The 17,075-nt window shown below is 69.0% G+C and carries 13 protein-coding genes and 2 pseudogenes; 10 read left to right on the forward strand and 5 right to left on the reverse strand.

Annotation, left to right across the window (positions count from 1 at the left end; genetic code table 11):
* Positions 1 to 84: 84 nt before the first annotated feature.
* Entirely contained in the window at positions 85 to 999 is a 915-nt protein-coding gene (locus ACZ6ZQ_RS33905; RefSeq protein ID WP_469772355.1) for a LysR substrate-binding domain-containing protein, read from the forward strand.
* An 8-nt stretch (positions 1,000 to 1,007) separates the two neighbouring features.
* Here ACZ6ZQ_RS33905 and ACZ6ZQ_RS33910 read toward each other — a convergent pair whose 3' ends face one another.
* The 4 genes from ACZ6ZQ_RS33910 to ACZ6ZQ_RS33925 form a co-directional block, all read right to left on the reverse strand.
* Positions 1,008 to 1,151: a hypothetical protein gene (locus tag ACZ6ZQ_RS33910; protein WP_469772356.1), complete on the reverse strand. Its 144-nt coding sequence runs from the start codon at positions 1,149 to 1,151 to the stop codon at positions 1,008 to 1,010.
* Positions 1,152 to 1,337: 186 nt separating this feature from the next.
* Entirely contained in the window at positions 1,338 to 2,138 is an 801-nt protein-coding gene (locus ACZ6ZQ_RS33915) for an amino acid ABC transporter ATP-binding protein (RefSeq protein ID WP_469772357.1), read from the reverse strand.
* A complete protein-coding gene (locus ACZ6ZQ_RS33920; protein WP_469772358.1) occupies positions 2,135 to 3,064 on the reverse strand; it encodes an amino acid ABC transporter permease in 930 nt (309 codons plus the stop codon). Before ACZ6ZQ_RS33920 ends, ACZ6ZQ_RS33915 begins: the two co-directional genes overlap by 4 nt.
* 32 nt (positions 3,065 to 3,096) lie before the next feature.
* On the reverse strand, positions 3,097 to 4,062 hold the full coding sequence (locus ACZ6ZQ_RS33925) for an ABC transporter substrate-binding protein (RefSeq protein WP_469772359.1): 966 nt from the start codon (positions 4,060 to 4,062) through the stop codon (positions 3,097 to 3,099).
* Between the two features lie 580 nt (positions 4,063 to 4,642).
* Here ACZ6ZQ_RS33925 and ACZ6ZQ_RS33930 point away from each other — a divergent pair.
* Positions 4,643 to 5,119: a hypothetical protein gene (locus ACZ6ZQ_RS33930; protein ID WP_469772360.1), complete on the forward strand. Its 477-nt coding sequence runs from the start codon at positions 4,643 to 4,645 to the stop codon at positions 5,117 to 5,119.
* Between the two features lie 274 nt (positions 5,120 to 5,393).
* On the opposite strand, the gene ACZ6ZQ_RS33935 is transcribed toward ACZ6ZQ_RS33930, so the two are convergent.
* Positions 5,394 to 7,514 carry an amylo-alpha-1,6-glucosidase gene (locus tag ACZ6ZQ_RS33935; RefSeq protein WP_469772361.1) on the reverse strand — a complete coding sequence of 707 codons (2,121 nt, stop codon included), beginning with the start codon at positions 7,512 to 7,514 and terminating at the stop codon, positions 5,394 to 5,396.
* A 143-nt stretch (positions 7,515 to 7,657) separates the two neighbouring features.
* On the opposite strand from ACZ6ZQ_RS33935, the gene ACZ6ZQ_RS33940 reads away from it, so the two are divergent.
* The 8 genes and pseudogenes from ACZ6ZQ_RS33940 to ACZ6ZQ_RS33975 all read left to right on the forward strand — a co-directional run bounded on the left by ACZ6ZQ_RS33940 (position 7,658) and on the right by ACZ6ZQ_RS33975 (position 16,486).
* A complete protein-coding gene (locus tag ACZ6ZQ_RS33940) occupies positions 7,658 to 8,722 on the forward strand; it encodes a LacI family DNA-binding transcriptional regulator (protein WP_469772362.1) in 1,065 nt (354 codons plus the stop codon).
* Between the two features lie 123 nt (positions 8,723 to 8,845).
* Positions 8,846 to 10,090, forward strand: coding sequence for a sugar ABC transporter substrate-binding protein (locus ACZ6ZQ_RS33945; protein WP_469772363.1), 1,245 nt, complete (start codon positions 8,846 to 8,848; stop codon positions 10,088 to 10,090).
* Positions 10,091 to 10,096: 6 nt separating this feature from the next.
* Complete coding sequence (locus tag ACZ6ZQ_RS33950) at positions 10,097 to 11,278, forward strand: carbohydrate ABC transporter permease (protein ID WP_469772364.1); 1,182 nt, start codon at positions 10,097 to 10,099, stop codon at positions 11,276 to 11,278.
* The gene (locus ACZ6ZQ_RS33955; RefSeq protein WP_469772365.1) at positions 11,275 to 12,174 is read left to right on the forward strand and encodes a carbohydrate ABC transporter permease; all 900 of its coding nucleotides are present in this window, start codon (positions 11,275 to 11,277) and stop codon (positions 12,172 to 12,174) included. The genes ACZ6ZQ_RS33950 and ACZ6ZQ_RS33955 overlap by 4 nt, the downstream gene beginning before the upstream one ends.
* A gap of 470 nt (positions 12,175 to 12,644) precedes the next feature.
* Positions 12,645 to 13,037, forward strand: coding sequence for an ATP-binding protein (locus ACZ6ZQ_RS33960; RefSeq protein ID WP_469772366.1), 393 nt, complete (start codon positions 12,645 to 12,647; stop codon positions 13,035 to 13,037).
* 176 nt (positions 13,038 to 13,213) lie between these two features.
* Positions 13,214 to 14,322: pseudogene (locus ACZ6ZQ_RS33965) on the forward strand (telomere-associated protein Tap); the annotation flags it as partial.
* A 118-nt stretch (positions 14,323 to 14,440) separates the two neighbouring features.
* Positions 14,441 to 15,444: pseudogene (locus ACZ6ZQ_RS33970) on the forward strand (IS5 family transposase).
* Between the two features lie 679 nt (positions 15,445 to 16,123).
* The gene (locus tag ACZ6ZQ_RS33975; RefSeq protein ID WP_469772367.1) at positions 16,124 to 16,486 is read left to right on the forward strand and encodes a hypothetical protein; all 363 of its coding nucleotides are present in this window, start codon (positions 16,124 to 16,126) and stop codon (positions 16,484 to 16,486) included.
* Positions 16,487 to 17,075 lie beyond the last annotated feature (589 nt).

The raw sequence follows: 17,075 nt of genomic DNA on the forward strand, positions 1-17,075 counted from the left end.
AAGACCCAGCAGCGCGAAAGGTTTGACGCTTCAGGGCCACAGATGCTTATCCTCAAAGCCCCGTCTCCCGCCAAGGAGCCCGCGTTGCTGAGACCTCTGCATCTGCTCACCCTGAAGGCCGCCGTCCGCAGCGGTTCGTTCGCCGTCGCGGCCCGCGACCTCGGCTACACCGCTTCCGCGGTCTCCCAGCAGATCGCCGCGCTGGAGAAGGAGACCGGACTGGTCCTCTTCGAGCGCGAGGCCCACGGCATCCGCGCCACCACCGCCGCCCACCGCCTGGTCGAGCTCGGCACGCCGGTGCTGGCGGCCCTGGACGACCTGGACTACCAGGTGCAGCAGCTCGCCACCGGCGCCGCGGGACGGCTGCGGCTCGGCAGCTTTCCCACCGCGAGCGTCCGCTTGGTGCCCGCGGCCCTCTCCGCGCTGGTCGCCACCCATCCAAAGGCGCAGATCCAGCTGACGGAGGGCGAGCCCGGCGAACTCGTCGCCGCGCTCGGCCAGGGAGAGCTGGACCTCGCCCTGGTGTACGAGTACGCATTGAGCCCGCGCCATTGGCCGGACGAACTGACCCACCATCACCTGCTGCGCGAGGACCTTCTCCTCCTGCGCCCCAGCGGCAACCGCCTAAGCGCCGGCCTGCCCGGGCTGTCCCGGGCCCGGTGGATCACCAGCCGCGAGGGCACCGGCGGAGCACAGGCCCTCATCCGGCTGTGCGCGGCCGCCGGGTTCGACGCCGACATCGCCTTCCGCAGCAACGACTACGACGTGGTACGCGAACTGGTCTCCGCCAGCCTCGGGGTGGCGGTCGTCCCCGCGCTCGGCCACGCGGCCACCGCAGGCATCGACGCCACCCGGCTCACCCAACGCTTCGCTCACCGCACCGTGCTGGCGCTGCACCGCACCGAGAACAGCAATCCGCTGCTCGGCACCATGCTGTCGGCCCTGCGCAACGCGGTGCCTGAGGCCGAGGACCACCTCCACCCCGCAAGCACCACCTAGCCGTCGGCTCAGCGGGCCGGCTCGGTCTCTTCGGCGACTGCCACGGCCGCTTGCACGGCTCCGGCGCCCATCGTCGAGTGCACAGCCGGATCGTTGACGCCGAGGCTGAACGCCATCACCACGACCAGATCCCGCCACTCGACGATGGCCATGCTGCCGCTATACCGGCCGAGGTAGCCGATGAGGATCAGCCCGTCGAACCCCGGCCACACCCACGCCGCGGCCCTCCGGTGAAGGTTCGGGCGCCAGTCCGCCGGGGGCCGAGGAACCACGTATCGAGGAAGAGCAGCGAAAGGGGCGGTACGGAGATCCCGTACCGCCTCTCGCCGTGCGTACCGTCAGAGCACCTTGGACAGGAACGAGTTCGTCCGCTCGTGCTGCGGGTTCGCCAGCACCTCGCGCGGGTGACCGGATTCCACCACCACACCGCCGTCCATGAAGACCAGGCTGTCGCCCACCTCGCGGGCGAAGCCCATCTCGTGCGTGACGACGACCATGGTCATGCCAGACTCGGCAAGGTCGCGCATGACGTCCAGGACGTCGCCGACCAGCTCCGGGTCGAGGGCCGAGGTCGGCTCGTCGAAGAGCATCAGCTTCGGTTCCATCGCCAGCGCGCGGGCGATGGCGACGCGCTGCTGCTGACCGCCGGAGAGCTGCGCTGGGTAGTGGCCCATGCGGTCGCCCAGGCCCACCCGGTCCAGCAGCCGCTCGGCGCGCTGCCGCGCCACGGCCTTCGACTCGCGCCTGACCTGGATCGGCGCCTCCATGGCGTTCTCGAGCGCCGTCATGTGCGGGAAGAGGTTGAAGCGCTGAAACACCATCCCGATGTCCCGCCGTTGCGCCGCGATCTCCTTCTCCTTCAGCTCGTAGAGCTTGTCCCCCTTCTGTCGGTAACCCACCAGGTCGCTGTCGACATACAGCCGGCCAGCGCTGATCTTCTCCAGGTGGTTAATGCAGCGCAGGAAGGTGGACTTGCCGGAACCGGACGGGCCGATCAGGCAGAACACCTCGCGCGCGTGCACCTCCAGGTCGATGCCCTTGAGGATCTGCGCCTGCCCGAAGTGCTTGTGCACGCCCTCAGCCGTGACCATCGGGTGGCCGCTCGTGCCTTTGACCATGTTCTTGATGAGATCGCTCATCGGGCCACCTCCGGGCGGTGGAAGGAAGCCCACCGGCACACGTTCTTCTTCAGCCGCTGCAGCACGGTCGGCGGCAGGTTGCGCGACGAACCCCGGGCGTAACGGCGTTCGATGTAGTACTGGCCGATGCTGAAAACCGTGGTCAGGAGCAGGTACCAGATACAGGCCACGAAGTACATCTCCACGACCGCCAGCGAGGTGCTGGAGATGTCGGTGGCCTTCTTGATCAGCTCGGGGAGCTGGACCGCGTAGGCCAGCGACGAGGTCTTCAGCATGTTGATGAACTCGTTGCCGGTCGGCGGGATGATGACCCGCATGGCCTGCGGGAGGATCACCCGGCGCAGCGTCTGGCCCTGGGTCATGCCCAGCGCGTGCGACGCCTCCGTCTGCCCCTCGTCGACCGACTGGATACCGGCGCGGACGATCTCCGACATGTACGCGGCCTCGTTCAGGCCGAGTCCCAGCAGGGCCGTGAGGACCGGCGTCATCACCTGGTTCATCTCGTCCTTGTAGAACCCCAGGTTCAGGATGGGGAAGACGAGCGAGATGTTGTACCAGAGCAGCAGCTGGACCAGGACCGGGGTGCCGCGGAAGAGCCAGATGTAGAACCAGGCCACGGTGCTGGTGACGGGGTTCGACGACAGCCGCATCACGGCGAGGACCACGCCGAGGACGACGCCGAGCACCATAGCCAGCACGGAGATGTACAGCGTGGTCCAGGCGCCGGACACGATGCCCGGATCGAAGAGGTAATCGGGGATGATGCTGTAGTTGATCTTTGCGTTGGAGAAGGCGACCCCGATCAGCGCCACGATGGCGACGACCACGACGCCGGACACCCAGCGGCCGTAGTGCCGCACAGGAATGGCCTTGATCTGCTCCGGCGGCAGCGACGGCGCCGGAATCTTGTCGATCGGAACAGTCACAGTGACAGCCCTTCAGTGTTGCTCGAAGCTGCTCAGGAGCCGCCATTGATCTTCGACTCGGTGACCGCGCCCTGCGTGACGTTCCACTTCTCCAGGATCTTCTGGTACTCGCCGCTCTTGATGATGGCTGCCATGGCGGCCTGGAGGGCGTCCCGCAGCTGGGCCTTCTCCTTGCTGACCGCGATGCCGTACGGACCTGCCTCGATCTGGTCGCCGACGACCTCGAAGTCCTTGCCGCCGCCGGAGGTCTTCGCGTTGTAGGCCGCCACCGGGAAGTCGTTCAGGTCGGCGACGGACGCACCCTGCTTCAGACGGAGCAGCGCCTCGGGGTCGGTGTCGAAGGTCTGCAGGTCGATGGCCTTCTTGCCATCCTCCGTGCACTTCTTGCTCTGCACCTTGGCGATGCCCTCGGACGTGGTGCCCTTCTGCAGGGCTACGACCTTGCCGCACAGGTCGTCGAGCGACTTGATCCCCTTCGGGTTGCCCTTCTGGACCAGGATCGAGGTGCCGGCGGTGAAGTAGTCGACGAAGTCGACGCCGTTGCCGACCTTCTTGCCGGTGTCGGAGTCGATGCCGTTCTGCCGGTCCTTGGTGTCGCTCATCGCCGACATGATCGCGTTGAACCGGTCGGCGTGCAGACCCACGATGAGCTGGTCGAACTTGCCATTCTGGAACTCGAGCTTCACACCCAGCTGCTTGCCCAGGGCGTCCGCGAGGTCGGGGTCAATTCCGACGGCCTTGCCGCTCTGGATGTACTCGACCGGCGGGTATGCGATGTCGGAGCCGACCTTGATGACACCGGCCTTCTTGATGTCCGCGGGCAGCTTCTCGGCCAGCGGAGCCGACGACGAGGGAGCCGAGCCGGAGCTCGCGTTGCCGCTCTTGTCGGTCTGGTCGCCGCAGCCGGCGAGAAGCAGGGCGCCGGCGACCGCGATCGCACCGACCGCTTCCAGCCGGGAGTGCACGGCGGTCGGACGACGGGTGGATCTTGCGGTCATGGTGGGTTCCTCCGGCGGATGGGTGGAGTTGCCGATGGGGCGGCGGGGCACTGCCGATGACTTCGGCATCGCCCTGTTCCGACACCTTCGTCCACCTGCCGACGTGGGGGAAAGAGCCCTCAGCACGAAACCTTGCAGGTCTCAGGGCCAGTACGCCTGATCCGCGCAGGTTGCCGCCGGCTACTGCGCGGTGTCGCGCACGGTCCCGAAGACCGCATCGAAGACCTTGAGCAGGGACCATTGGCCGGTGCTGGGTGGCGTCGCGGAAGACCACGACGCTGTGCCCCTCAATCGTCTCCCTCAGCCAAACCACGTCGAAGTGCGAGGCGCGCAGCCGAGCAGGCAGCAGAAGCCGGTCAGGGATCGCAGGTTGGCCCACCGGACGCCGGTGTCAATGTCGACGACATGACGAACCGTATCCGGCATCACGATGGCAGGCCCCTCCGGGCCGCCAGTCGCGTGCCTGAAGCCGCGCCGGACCGGGGCGATCCCGTGGCCACGACGCCACGGAATCGCAGCCCAGAGGAGGCGAGGGTGGTCGCCAGACAACCCGAGGCGGGCAGACGGCGTCCCTCTGGGCGTGATCGAATTCCTTGACCCTTCCATCGCCGACGACGAGGAGGCCGTGAGGCCTGGGCCGTTGTGGCGCCATGCCATATGGGTGCTGGGCATCACCGCCCTCGGTGTGGGCCTGGGCTGGGCCACCGCTCTGTTCCGATTCGGCCCGGCGGAGTACGGCCTGCCCAGCGCCGCCAGCGGGCCGGTGTGGCCCTATCTGGCGGCCTGGACCGGCACCGGCCTGGCAGCGGCCACCGTACTGAGGGTTGCGGCCGCCCGGGTGCCGGTCTACGCACCGGGCCGGATCGCCGCGGTACTCACGGTGCTCGGAACCCGGTTGTCGCTCGGATGGCAGCCTGAGCCGCTGGTCCTGGCCGCGATGGCCACGGCCGCATTGACGGCGGCGACCATGTGGTCCCTCTTCGCCCTGCGCCCCGGTTCCCAGAGGAAGGCGACACAGCAGCTCACCACGGAGGGCGACGTCAGCGCTCACGCGTAGCGCGGCACATCGGCCCGCCGGTGGCCGCCTCTCGCGAGGTCGCCACCGACGCCTTCCGCCGCCGGCCCTTCAGCGTCCACGGCTGGTCCGCTCCTCGGCCGTGATGTGAGACTTAGCCTTGATCCACCGACGTGGTTTCGATGATCTCCGAGGGTTTTGTGGGGCGAGTTCTGGGCTGTCGGCTGGGTGCGGGCAGGGCGTGTCCGCTGGTCTCCGGGATGCTGTGAGCTATGCCGCGATGCCGCGTCTGACTCGCCTCACCCCCTTTGAGACCTCAGTCCTTGAGTACTGTCAGCCCTTTCGGTGCCTTCACGTTTGCCGTGCCGTCGGCTGTGATGGCGATGTCCAGTCGGCTGCCGTCGACCTGAAGCCCGGTCAGTGTCAGCGGGCCGTACTCCCATGCGAAGGCAGGCGCGACGGTCACTGTGCCGTTGGGGACGTCTGCGTTCAGGCCCAGAGCGGACCGGAGGACATGGACCGACGCGGCTGCCGCCCACGCCTGCGGCCGGCAGGACGCCGGGTAGGGCGCGGGCCGCGCGGCCCCGGTGCCGTGGCCTGCGAACAGTTCGGGCAAACGGGCGTCGAAGCCGACGGAGGCGGTGAGCAGGCCCGCTGCCAGCGGGGCTGCCGCCTCCGGGAAACCGGCCCGGACCAGACCGTGTACGGCGATCGCCGTGTCGTGCGGCCAGATCGAGCCGATGTGGTAGCCGTACGGGTTGAAGCCCACAGACTCGCTGCTCAGCGTGCGCAGCCCGTGGCCCGAGTCGAGGTCCGGCGCGCTGAGGCGGGCCGCCAGCAGGGCGCTCTCCTCATGGTTGAGCAGACCCGTGCCGAGCAGGTGGCCGAAGCCCGAGGTCACCGAGTCCACCGGCTGGCCGTCACGGTCCAGGGCGACGGCCGGGTACGGGCCCCGCGCGTCCTGAACCCAGAACCGCTCCCGGAAGCGGCCGGCCAGCCGCTCGGCCCACTCCTCCCACTCGTCGGCCCCCCGGCGGTCGAACGCGCGCAGTAGCGCCGCCCCGCCCCGCGCCGCCTCGTACGCGTACGCCTGCACCTCGCACAGCGCGATCGGCGGGGCAGCGAGGCGGCCGTCGCGGTGGCGGATGGAGTCGCCGGAGTCCTTCCAGCCCTGGTTGGCCAGGCCCCGGCCGCTGTGGTCGATGTACTTGAGGAAGCCGTCGCCGCCCGCGTCGGCGGACGCGCGCATCCAGGCGAGCGCGGACTCGGCGTGCGGCAGTAGTTGTTCGACCTCCTCGGGGGCCAGGCCCCAGCGCCATGCGTCGTGCAGCAGGGTGATCCACAGGGGGGTGGCGTCCACCGTGCCGTAGTAGACCGGAGGCAGGGCGAAGGTGTCGGTGAACTCCTGGGTGGAGCGGCGCACTTCGTGCAGGATCTTGCCCGGCTGCTCCTCGGCCGCCGGGTCGACGACCCGGCCCTGGCGTCGGGCGAGCGTGCGCAGCGTGCCGGCTGCCAGGTCCGTGCCGAGCGGCAGCAGCATGCGGGCGGCCCAGATCGAGTCGCGGCCGAAGAGGGTCAGGAACCAGGGGGCGCCGGCGGCCAGAAACTGGTCGGCGCGCCCTCGGGTACCGTCGCAAGAGAGCGGGTCGGTCAGGCGCAGCCGGTCCAGGTCCGCGAGCGACTGCTCCAGCCAGTGGTCGAACCGCCGGTCTGCGCTGCACAGGACGGGAGTGCGCCAGGGCAGCTGGTCCGCGGGCGCGGCCGGGAACTGGTCGCCGTCGTCGTACGCGGCCGTGCAGGCCAGGAGTGCGCTCCAGGACTGGCCGGGGGCGAGTTCGACGTCGTACGACAGCCGCCCGGCCGTGGCGTCCAGCGCGCCGGGCGCTGGGGTGCTGAGCAGGCGTACCGCGAATCCGTCGCGGGACCAGAGCAGTCCGCCGGCCACCGCCTGGGCCGGTACGTCGTTCAGGATGTGGCCTGACTTCACCCGCTCCATCGGCGCGAGGTCGGTGGCCGCCTCGATGAAGAGCCGGAAGCGGACGTGCTGTGTGCCGGCGTTGCTGACCTCGAAGGTCTCCTCCAGTCGGCCGGAGGAGACGGTGCGGCGCCGGTGCAGGGCGAGGGCCGGGTCCGCCGTCACCTCGCCGAGGCCCCGCAGGATCGCGCGGAAGTCTGCACGGTCGGCACCCTGCAGACCGCCCCCGACCGGTGCGAGCGCGATGCCCTCGACGGCGACGGCGAGGTGGGCCAGGGCCCTGCGATCACCGTGATAGAAGCCGTCTGCGCCGCTGCCGAGCTGTCCGTCGGCGTGCGAGATCACCAGGCTCGGCGCGCTCAGCGTGACGACGGCGTCGTGCAGGAACGGCTGCAGTCCCTCAGCTACGGGAGGGGCCGTGACCGAGTCGTTGGTGTCTGGGGTCTTGACAGTGGTGTCCACAAGAGCAGAACCTCTCAGGCGTTGGATCGTTCCAAGGACATTAACGACGACGCCACGGCGATGGCAATGCTCTTGTAACGTTCAAATGCGGGGCTGGAGGATCACGTTCCAGCACGCTCGCACGACCGATCCGGGAGACCCGTATGCCCCGCTCCACCAGCATGAATTCTTCGGCCGACGGCGGCCCGGTGACCCTCGCCATGGTCGCCCGCCGGGCCGGCGTCTCCCCGCAGACCGTGTCCAACGCGATCAACTCGCCGGACCTGCTGCGTCCCGAGACCCTGGAGCGGGTCCGCCGCGCGATCGACGAGATGGGCTACCGCCCCAGCCGCGCCGCACAGACGCTGCGCACCCGTTCCAGCAAGCTCATCGGCTACGGCATCCGGCCCACCCCGCCCGGCACCACGGCCCCGGTCATGGACCGATTCCTGCACGCCCTGTCCGAGGCCGCGGACGAGGCCGGTTACCGGATCCTGCTTTTCGCCGCACGTGCCGGCGGCGCGAGCCTCGACGGCCACGAGGAACTGCTCGACAGCCACGACGTCGACGGCTTCGTGCTCAGCGACACCGAACGCAACGACCCGCGGCAGGCCTGGCTGGCCAAGCGGGGCGTGCCGTTCGTGGGCTTCGGCCGGATGTGGTCGGCGCGGCAGATCGGCGACTGGGTCGACGTGGACGGCGCCTCGGGCACCGACGCGGCGGTGGAGCACCTGATCGCCCTCGGGCACCGCAGGATCGCGTTCCTCGGCTGGCCGCGCGGCTCCGGCGTCGGCGACGACCGCGCCGAGGGCTGGCAGCGGGCCATGCGCCGGCACGGACTGCCCACCCGCGGGCGGCGCGGGCAGAGCGTGAACGACATCGACGCGGCCCGCGCCGCTGCGAAACCGCTCCTGGACGCAGGCACGACCGCCGTGATCGCGGCCAGCGACATGCTGGCGCTTGGCTGCTATCAGACGCTGCGCGAGCGCGGCGCCCTCCCCGGGCGGGACGTCGCCGTGGTCGGCTTCGACGACTCGCCGACCGCCGAGATCCTCTCGCCCGCTCTGACCTCCGTCGCCCAGCCGCTGGAGGAAGCCGGCCGGGAATGCGTGCGGCTGCTGCTGGCCCGCATGGCCTCCCCCGACGCGCCGCCCGAGCGGCTCCTGCTGGAGCCGTCCTTGGTCGTCCGCGACAGCACCACCACGCAGGCGTCCACCGCTGCCGAGTAGGCACCTGCCGCCAGTCGGCCCCTCACCCAGTTCCACCCTCCTCGACCCCCACACCCCGGGCCCACGCCCCTGTGCCGCCCGGGTGGAGCCGTCTTGTACCACCCCGGACCCTCGGAGGAAACCATGGTCAACCGTACGGCCGCCGCCGCCCTCCTCACCTGCGCGGCACTGCTGACCGCCACCGGCTGCTCGTCGAGTTTCGACAGCAGCAAGGAGACGGCGCAGAACACCAGCTCCAGCCAGCACCTCACCGTGCTGATAGCCACCTCGGGCGACGCCGAGACCAGCGCCGTCAAGCAGGCGGCAGCCGCCTGGGCGAAGAAGTCCGGCAACACGGTGACCGTGGAAGTCGCCAAGGACATGAACCAGCAGCTCGCCCAGTCCTTCGCCGGACACAAGCCGCCGGACGTCTTCTACGTCAACTCCGACCAGTTCGCGAACTACGCCAAGGCCGGCTCCCTGTACGCCTACGGCGACCAGATCAAGGACGCGGACGACTTCTCCGCCCAGCTGCGCGCCTCCTTCACCCACGACGGGAAGCTGGTGTGCCTGCCGAAGGACACCTCCACCCTCGCCCTCGCCGTCAACACCGGGATGTGGAAGAAGGCCGGGCTGACCGCGAAGGACTACCCGAGCACCTGGGCCCAGCTCAAGACGGTCGCCGCCAAGCTGACCAAGGGCGACGTCACCGGGCTGGTCATCAGTGGCGAGTACGCGCGGGTCGGCGTCTTCATGAAGCAGGCAGGCGGCTGGATCACCAACGGCGACCAGACGAAGATGACCGCCGACAGTACGCCGAACACCAAGGCCCTGGACTACGTGCAATCGCTGCTGGAGTCCGGCGCCCTGAAGTACGCCAAGCAGGTCGACACAGGCTGGGGCGGCGAGGCCCTCGGCAAGGGCAGGGCTGCCATGACCATCGAGGGCAACTGGCTCACCGGCGGAATGAAGGCCGACTACCCGGACGTGAAGTACACGGTGGTCCCGCTGCCTGCCGGTCCTGCCGGGAAGGGCACGCTCGCCTTCAGCACCTGCTGGGGCGTGGCCCAGGAAAGCGCCCACCGGTCGGCCGCCGTGGACCTGGTGAAGTACCTCACCACTGCCGCGCAGATGGTCAAGAACGCGGACGCCTTCGGCGTGATGCCCTCCCGTACCAGCGCCCTCGCCGAGTACGCGAAGAAGAACCCTTCCGCCAAGGCATGGGCCGAGGCCACCGCCTACGCGCAGGGCCCGGTGACCGTCGGCGGCTTCGACAAGGTCCTCACCCAGTTCAACACCGACCTCGCCGCACTGAGCACCGGCGACCCGAAGAAGATCCTCGCCGACCTGCAGCACAACGGCGAACAGGCCCTGGCGAAGGGCAACTGAGCCTCCATGTCCCCGCGTACGTCACAGCACCCCCGCCCGGCCCCGCGTTCCCGCGCGGGCGGGGGTCCCCGTACGGCCGTCTCGCCGGGCGCACCTGACACGCCCGGCGAGACGGGCCCAGCCGCGGCGCCCCGCGCCAAGCCCGCCCCGCGCGTGGGGCGCCGCGCCGAAGCCGCATGGGGCTGGCTGTTCGTCAGCCCCATGGTGCTCATCCTCGGCCTGTTCCTGGTACTGCCGATCCTGATGGCCCTGTGGGTGAGCCTGCTGGACTGGAACGGGCAGTCCAACCCATTCAGCGGACAGACGGAGTTCGTCGGCCTGGACAACTACCGCACACTGTTCACCGAGGACGGCCTGGACCGCACACTGTTTGCGACCTCGCTGCGCAACAACGCCTACTACGTGCTGCTGACCGTGCCGCTCCAGACAGGCCTCGCACTGGCGCTGGCCCTGATCGTCAACCAGAGGCTACTGCGCGGCCGGAGCGCACTGCGCACCACGTTCTACTTCCCCTCGGTCACCAGCTCCATCGCAGTCTCCACCGTCTTCCTCTTCCTGTTCCAGGGCAGCGGCGCCGTCAACACGCTGCTGTCGTGGATCGGGGTGAAGGGCCCCAACTGGTTCGCCGACCCCCGCGGCGTGCTGTCACTACTCCTCGGCACCCTCGGAGTCATCGACCCCGACAAGCCGTCGGGCCCTCTCGCCGACCAATCCTTCATGGGACTGTCCTGGTACGAGTGGCTGTCCGGGCCCTCCGTCGCGATGTGCACGATCATCCTGCTCGCCGTGTGGACAACCTCCGGTACCTTCATGCTGATCTTCCTCGCGGCTCTCCAGGACATCCCGCGCGAGCTCGAGGAGTCGGCCGCGCTGGAAGGGGTGAGCCGTCTCCAGATGCTGCGGTACGTGACGCTGCCCACATTGCGGCCCGTGCTCTTCCTCGTCCTGACCCTGGGCCTGATCTCCACCTGGCAGGTCTTCGACCAGGTGTACGTGATGAGCCAGGGCAGCCCGGGCAACACGACACTGACGCCGGCCTACCTGTCGTACTCGGCAGCCTTCGACGACGCCGATTTCGGACAGGGCGCGGCCATCGCGTTCGTGCTGCTCGCACTGATCCTCTTGATGACCGCCCTCCAGCGCTGGGCGCTTCGGGAGCGCGGCGCCCACTCCCGGAGGCTCCGATGAACACGAACGCCGCGGTCCGACAGGCGCAGGGGCGCCCCGTCCTCGGCCGATTCCCTCCGCTGCTGCGGCTGCTGGGATACGCGCTGGTAGTGGCGCTCGGGCTGCTGTACCTGCTGCCGTTCGTGCTCCAGTTGGTGACCGGGTTCAAGACGGACCCGGACGCAGCCGCACATCCCCTCGGGCTGATCCCGACCACACCGACGACGGCCGCCTACCAGCGGCTGTTCGGACTGGGCCGGGCCGGGGACGGGGTACCGTTCGTGCGCTGGCTGGGCAACTCGGCCTACGTATCGGTCGTGGTGACGGCCGGCCGCGTGCTCTTCGCCTCGATGGCCGGGTACGCGCTGGCACGACTGCGTTTCCCGGGCCGTACGCTGCTGTTCGGCTTCGTGCTCACGGTGATGGCGGTGCCGGGCGTGGCCCTGCTCATCCCGAAGTTCCTCGTGCTGAACACCTTCGGCCTGTTCGACACCTACACCGGCATGATCCTGCCGCTGCTGGTTGACGCCGGATGCATCTTCATCATGAAGCAGTTCTTCGAGTCCATCCCGCGGGAGGTCGAGGAGGCTGCGCGAGTCGACGGGGCCGGAGTGTGGCGCATCTTCCGGTCCGTGGTGCTCCCCATGGCCCGGCCCGCGCTGATCACCGTGACAATCCTGTCGTTCCAGGGCTCATGGAACGAGTTCACCCACTTCCTGGTGGCCACCCAGTCCGGCCAGTACGAGACACTGACCACCGGTCTCGCGCGATTCGTCTCAGGCGGACTTGGCGGCGGTACCCAGTACCCGCTGAAGCTGGCGGCGGCCCTGCTGTCGACGCTGCCGGTGGCGGCGCTGTTCTTCTGCTTCCAGCGCTACTTCGTCCAGGGAGCCAACTCGGGGGCGGTCAAGGAGTAGCCGAGGGCAACATGCCGCAGAACTCCACCTCTGGCCGACGCCTCGCGCGGGCATGGGCGTGGGCGCCGACGGCACCCGTCCCGCGCATACCTCCACTCATTCCCTCCCATCGACCGACACCCCCGCTCCGCCTCCAACGCACCAGCGAAGGCCGCCCACCACACCCACAGGCGGAACCTGCTTCCGTGGTGGGTTCCGCCCCCCGAAGGGCCGTCCGGCTCCGGTACCTCCGCACACCGGAATTCCCGGATGAGTCTGGAAGGTGTTCAGCGGCGCCTTCAGCACATGGTCCACCGCTTGCGGCCTTCTTTCCCCGCGGAGCCGACTCACGCCAGGGGCCGGCTCACCGTACCCGGTAGGTGAACGTCATGCCTCACAGTAGTCCGTATGCCGCCCGCAGCCCGGTTCCTCGTGCCGAGCTGTTGGTTGCACAGTCGGGGAACACGTGCGCGCCCATTGCGCCCACTCGGATGGTCGTCGTCGGTATCGCTGCTGACCCCGCCCTGGTAAGCCTGATTCGGAACGTGATAAGGACCGCGCTACGGGCCTTCGACCTGGCCGTAGTGGCTGACGACATGGCGCTGGTGGCCAGCGAACTGGTCGGCAACGCCGTCCGCTACGCCTCCTCGCGCGGTGTGGGTCTCCGACTACACGTCGAGGACGGCGCGGTATTGCTGGAAGTCGTCGACTCAGCGGACCAGCCGCCGACCCTGTGCGACGCCGCCGCGGATGACGAGCACGGCCGGGGGCTTTCGCTCGTGGAGGCGCTCTGCGATGCGTGGGGCTATCAAACCTACAAAGCCGGGAAAGTCGTGTGGGCGAAGGTGGCCGTGCCGGTCATGAGGCGGACCGGCATCTGTTGAGAGCCGCACACAGCGCACACGTGCGGTCGGCCCCGCTGACAGCGAGCCGGACGCCAACCCCACCGGTGGCGTCTGTGATCATCGACGACCTCTCGTCCTGCAACAGCGTTGCCACCACCCGTACATGGCAAGCGGAACACCCGGCTTCCCGCACGTGTTCGTCCGCTTGGCTTGGCGGCACAGGGAAGGCCGCCCCCGCCAGCACCCCGGCAGGCGGGACCGATGCGCGGTTCGAGAACGGTCCGCTCGCGGTCGTCGACGTCGACGCAGATGGTCAGGCGCTGGCGTACTGCGTCGGCGGCCTGGTCCTGGACGTGCCCGCCAAGTCGCTTCCTGCGCTGGTGGAGTGGACGCTGCGCGAAGGGCGGCTCGGTCAGCCGAAGTTGTCGGGCCCGGGCAAAGACGCCGACCCGCTGACCGGGGCCGCATGCGAGCACTACGGCTTGCCCATCACGCTCACCAAGGAGGAGCGCCTAGCTGGCCGGATCCCGGAGGGCCACAAGGTCATCAAGCAGCTGACGCGCGCCGGCTGGCAGCTGACGAAGCGGGGGTTCGGGCCGTGGGCGAGGATCTACCGCCCCGCGCAGGGCGCGGAGCGCTCCTGCGTGCAGTTGTGCATCCCGTCGTGGGACGCGCTCGAGACCCGGCACTGGGCCGACGCCGCCCAGCTTCCGCCAGCCGAACTCGCGCGGCTCCTGGGCACGTATGCGGCTCGGGTGACGACGCCGCGCGGCTCCACGGCCGTGACCGGTCTGGAGCTGATGACCGCGCTGCACCCGCCGACCCGCGCCTCCGAACCGGATGCGACGGGCAAGCGGCACTCCGAGCACAACCCCGGCTCGTTGGGGAAGGATCCGGTGGACTGCGCGCCGTGCGAGGCACCCGACGGGCACCCGCTCCTCGCCGACCTGCCGCGCTTCCACCACCGCACCCCGGCTGAGGTCTTGGTGGAGGAGGCGTACGACTGGGCGCGCCCGCTCACCGACGCCGAATGCCTTCGCCCCCACCTGGTGGGCATCGACGTGAACATGGCCTTCGCCGCCGGCGCGAACGGCCTTACGGCCGGCCTGGGCGCGCCGACGCACGTCAAGAACCCCGTCTTCGATCCGAAACTGCCCGGCTCCTGACTGGTCGACCTGAGCCACGTCGACCTGTCCCGCGTGATGCTCGCCAAGCAGTGGACGGACCTGGACGGCGAGCTGCTGCCCAGTCCGTCCACACCGAAAGGCGAGTGCCCGACAGGGCTGGCTACGCCACGCCGACCGTGGCGTACGCGGTGGAACTCAGACCTCGCTCACCCGTCCACAACCTCCCGGGACAGAACACCTAGGGCGCGTATCTGGTCGTGATCAATCTGCGGGATTCTCCCTCGCAGCTGGTCCTGATCCGGTAAATCATGTTGCGTGACGCGAGTACAACTGACGGACGCAGATTGGGAGTTCATCGAGCCGTACCTGCCGATCGGCGAGTACGGCCCGTACCCCGAGCGGCTGCGGCAGCAGTTCGAGGGCGTGATCTGGCGCTTCAAGACGGGCGGGCAGTGGCGGGAGATGCCGCAGGAGTTCGGTGCCTGGTCGACCGTCCACAACCGCTTCCGGCAGTGGAGGGACGCCGGTGTCTTCGAAGCCCTGATGGAGGGACTGATCGCCGAAGCCGCCAAGCGCGGTCAGGTGGACTTGTCCTTGGTCAGCGTGGACTCCACCACCGCCCGGGCCCACCACGACGCTGCGGGGATGCACCTGGACCCCGACGCCCTGACAGCCCTGGAGAAGGCCGCCGACGAGGCGGAGAAGGCCCGCCAAAAGGGGGCGGCACGGAAGAACAAGGCGGACAGGGCCCGGGAAGCGACCCGGAACGGGAAGAACGACGACGCGTCCGGCGACGGCGCAAGCTCCGGCTGAAAGCGGCACTGCTCGGACGCTCCAGGGGCGGGCAGACCAGCAAGGTCCACGTCGCCGGCGAGCGCAAGTGTCGGCCGCTGGCGTTCGTCCTGACCGAGGGGCAGGCCGCCGACAGCCCGCAGTTCATCCCTGTGCTGAGGAAAGTCCGGGTCCGCGGGCCGGTCGGCCGTCCCCGCACGCGCCCCGACGCGGTCGCCGGGGACAAGGCCTACTCGTCCCGATGCAACCGCGCCCACCTGCGCAAACGCCATATCAAGGCGGTCATTCCGGAGAAGAGGGACCAGGCCGCCAACCGGAAGAAGAAGGGCAGCCAGGGCGGCCGACCCGCCAGCCACGACGCCGAGCTCTACAAGGAACGGAACACCGTCGAGCGCCTGATCAACAAGCCGAAGGCCTGGCGAGGCATCGCCACCCGGTACGACAAAACCCCGGACAGCTACCTCGCCGGCCTCCACCTTCGCGGCGCGATGATCTGGATCAAAGACCTCACCAGGACCGGCCCTTGATCACGACCAAATACGCTCCCTAGGGCGGCCGCCGTGAGCATCATCAGAACCGCCAGCACCTTGCAGAGGGTGGCGGTGCGCATGCGCACCGCCCAGGTCGCTCCGGCCGCCAGCGTGCGGCCGCTTCGGAGGCCGGGACCGCCGGCAGGCGGGCGGGCAGCTCGACCAGGACCACGACCAGGCTCGCCTTGTTCAAGATGACCGCCGAGAGCGCGGCGAACCCGAAGAGGCTGATCAGCAGCGGCAGGCGGAGCTCCGCGCCGCCCAAACCGATCATCCCGCCCAGAACGCCGATGGCCGCCCTGCGGCTGATGCGCCCCTGGTGCGCAGCGAGGGATCCGCCGTGCTCCCCGCCGCTCTCGCACGTTGCTGACTCAGGGACCTTCCAGGGCTGCCAGGTGAGACGCCACCACGGCTAGCCAACACCCTCAACGCTGTCAAGTCCCGAGTTCTCGGAACGTGACACCGCTGTGTACCTCAGGCCCACTGGACGTGCGAGCCTCACCAAATTGAGGACACGAGGCCGCACGACAGGCGGAAATCCTCGGCGAGGATCCTCCCTCCCACCAAATCCCGGCCATCCCGGCACGGCGATCCCGGTCGGAACCGATCCACCGACCCCCACCCCCGCACTCCCCGAGGCCGGCAGAGATCCCCTCGGTGTCAAAAGGAAAAGACCATGATCCACGACGTCCACCCCCGCGCCGACGCCAAGCCCCAGCGGCGGGTCACCCGCATCGCACTGGTCGTCGCCTCGACCGCGCTGCTCTCCGGAGGGGTCATCCTTCCGGCATCCGCCGCGACGCCGAGCCTGAGCCACCCCACGGCCACGGCAACCGTCATCCCCAACTGCGACGGCGACAGCGGCGTTTTCGACGGCAACACCATCGACTTGACCGAGGACGCCACTAGCGACGGTTCCGGCAACCCCAGCGACTTCTTCGGCGACGGTTACGTATTCCCCGGCGACGAGACTCAAGACCTCACCGGCGTCGACCCCTATACCGGCCCCGAACCGGTTACCGTCGACGAAGGGTGGTAAAGCGACCACACTGTGACCACCCCGCGCCAGCGGCTTGGGGTGGTCCGCGACCTGCCGGGCCGCAACGGCCACCACACCTCGAGCGGCTATGTGCGCGGCTCGGCTCCCAGAATCGCTCTCGCTCGGGGTGTGGCCGTCTCTTACGAAACCCGGCGGATCAAGGAGCAGCCGACGCCTGGCCTTGAAGCAGGGCCGTCTCAACCTGGTTCAATCTTCTGATCCGTAGCTCTAGCCGGATCGGTCAGCGATGGTCATACCGGTCGCGTCAAGGCCCCGGAGGGACGCTACTGGACATGGGCGGCTGCTGGGTTGCTGTACTCCGCTGCTGTACGGCACGGCCGCTGACCACCGCTTTGTAAGTTCCATCATGGTAGGTGCCGTCTGCTGGACCAGCGCGCTTACGGTGCGGCACCTTCTCCATCGGGCAGCGTCGTGATCCGCTCGCGCGAAGGGGGCCATGATCACCAGGACCCACTTCGCGAAGCGCGCACCGGCTAGATGAATGAGTCCGATGTTTTCAGTGGTCGTAGGCGATCAGAGATCGTTTGGTCTTGGCGTTGGTAGTCCAGTTGTGCCAGATGCCGGCTGC

This window comes from Streptomyces sp. NPDC053673 (assembly GCF_055585225.1).

Coding starts and splice junctions, on each gene's coding strand:
- ACZ6ZQ_RS33910 (WP_469772356.1), bottom strand. CDS start 1,151: ATGGCCATCGTCGAGTGGCGGGATCTGGTCGTGGTGATGGCGTTCAGC.
- ACZ6ZQ_RS33915 (WP_469772357.1), bottom strand. CDS start 2,138: ATGAGCGATCTCATCAAGAACATGGTCAAAGGCACGAGCGGCCACCCG.
- ACZ6ZQ_RS33925 (WP_469772359.1), bottom strand. CDS start 4,062: ATGACCGCAAGATCCACCCGTCGTCCGACCGCCGTGCACTCCCGGCTG.
- ACZ6ZQ_RS33940 (WP_469772362.1), top strand. CDS start 7,658: ATGCCCCGCTCCACCAGCATGAATTCTTCGGCCGACGGCGGCCCGGTG.
- ACZ6ZQ_RS33945 (WP_469772363.1), top strand. CDS start 8,846: ATGGTCAACCGTACGGCCGCCGCCGCCCTCCTCACCTGCGCGGCACTG.
- ACZ6ZQ_RS33950 (WP_469772364.1), top strand. CDS start 10,097: ATGTCCCCGCGTACGTCACAGCACCCCCGCCCGGCCCCGCGTTCCCGC.
- ACZ6ZQ_RS33955 (WP_469772365.1), top strand. CDS start 11,275: ATGAACACGAACGCCGCGGTCCGACAGGCGCAGGGGCGCCCCGTCCTC.
- ACZ6ZQ_RS33960 (WP_469772366.1), top strand. CDS start 12,645: ATGGTCGTCGTCGGTATCGCTGCTGACCCCGCCCTGGTAAGCCTGATT.
- ACZ6ZQ_RS33975 (WP_469772367.1), top strand. CDS start 16,124: ATGATCCACGACGTCCACCCCCGCGCCGACGCCAAGCCCCAGCGGCGG.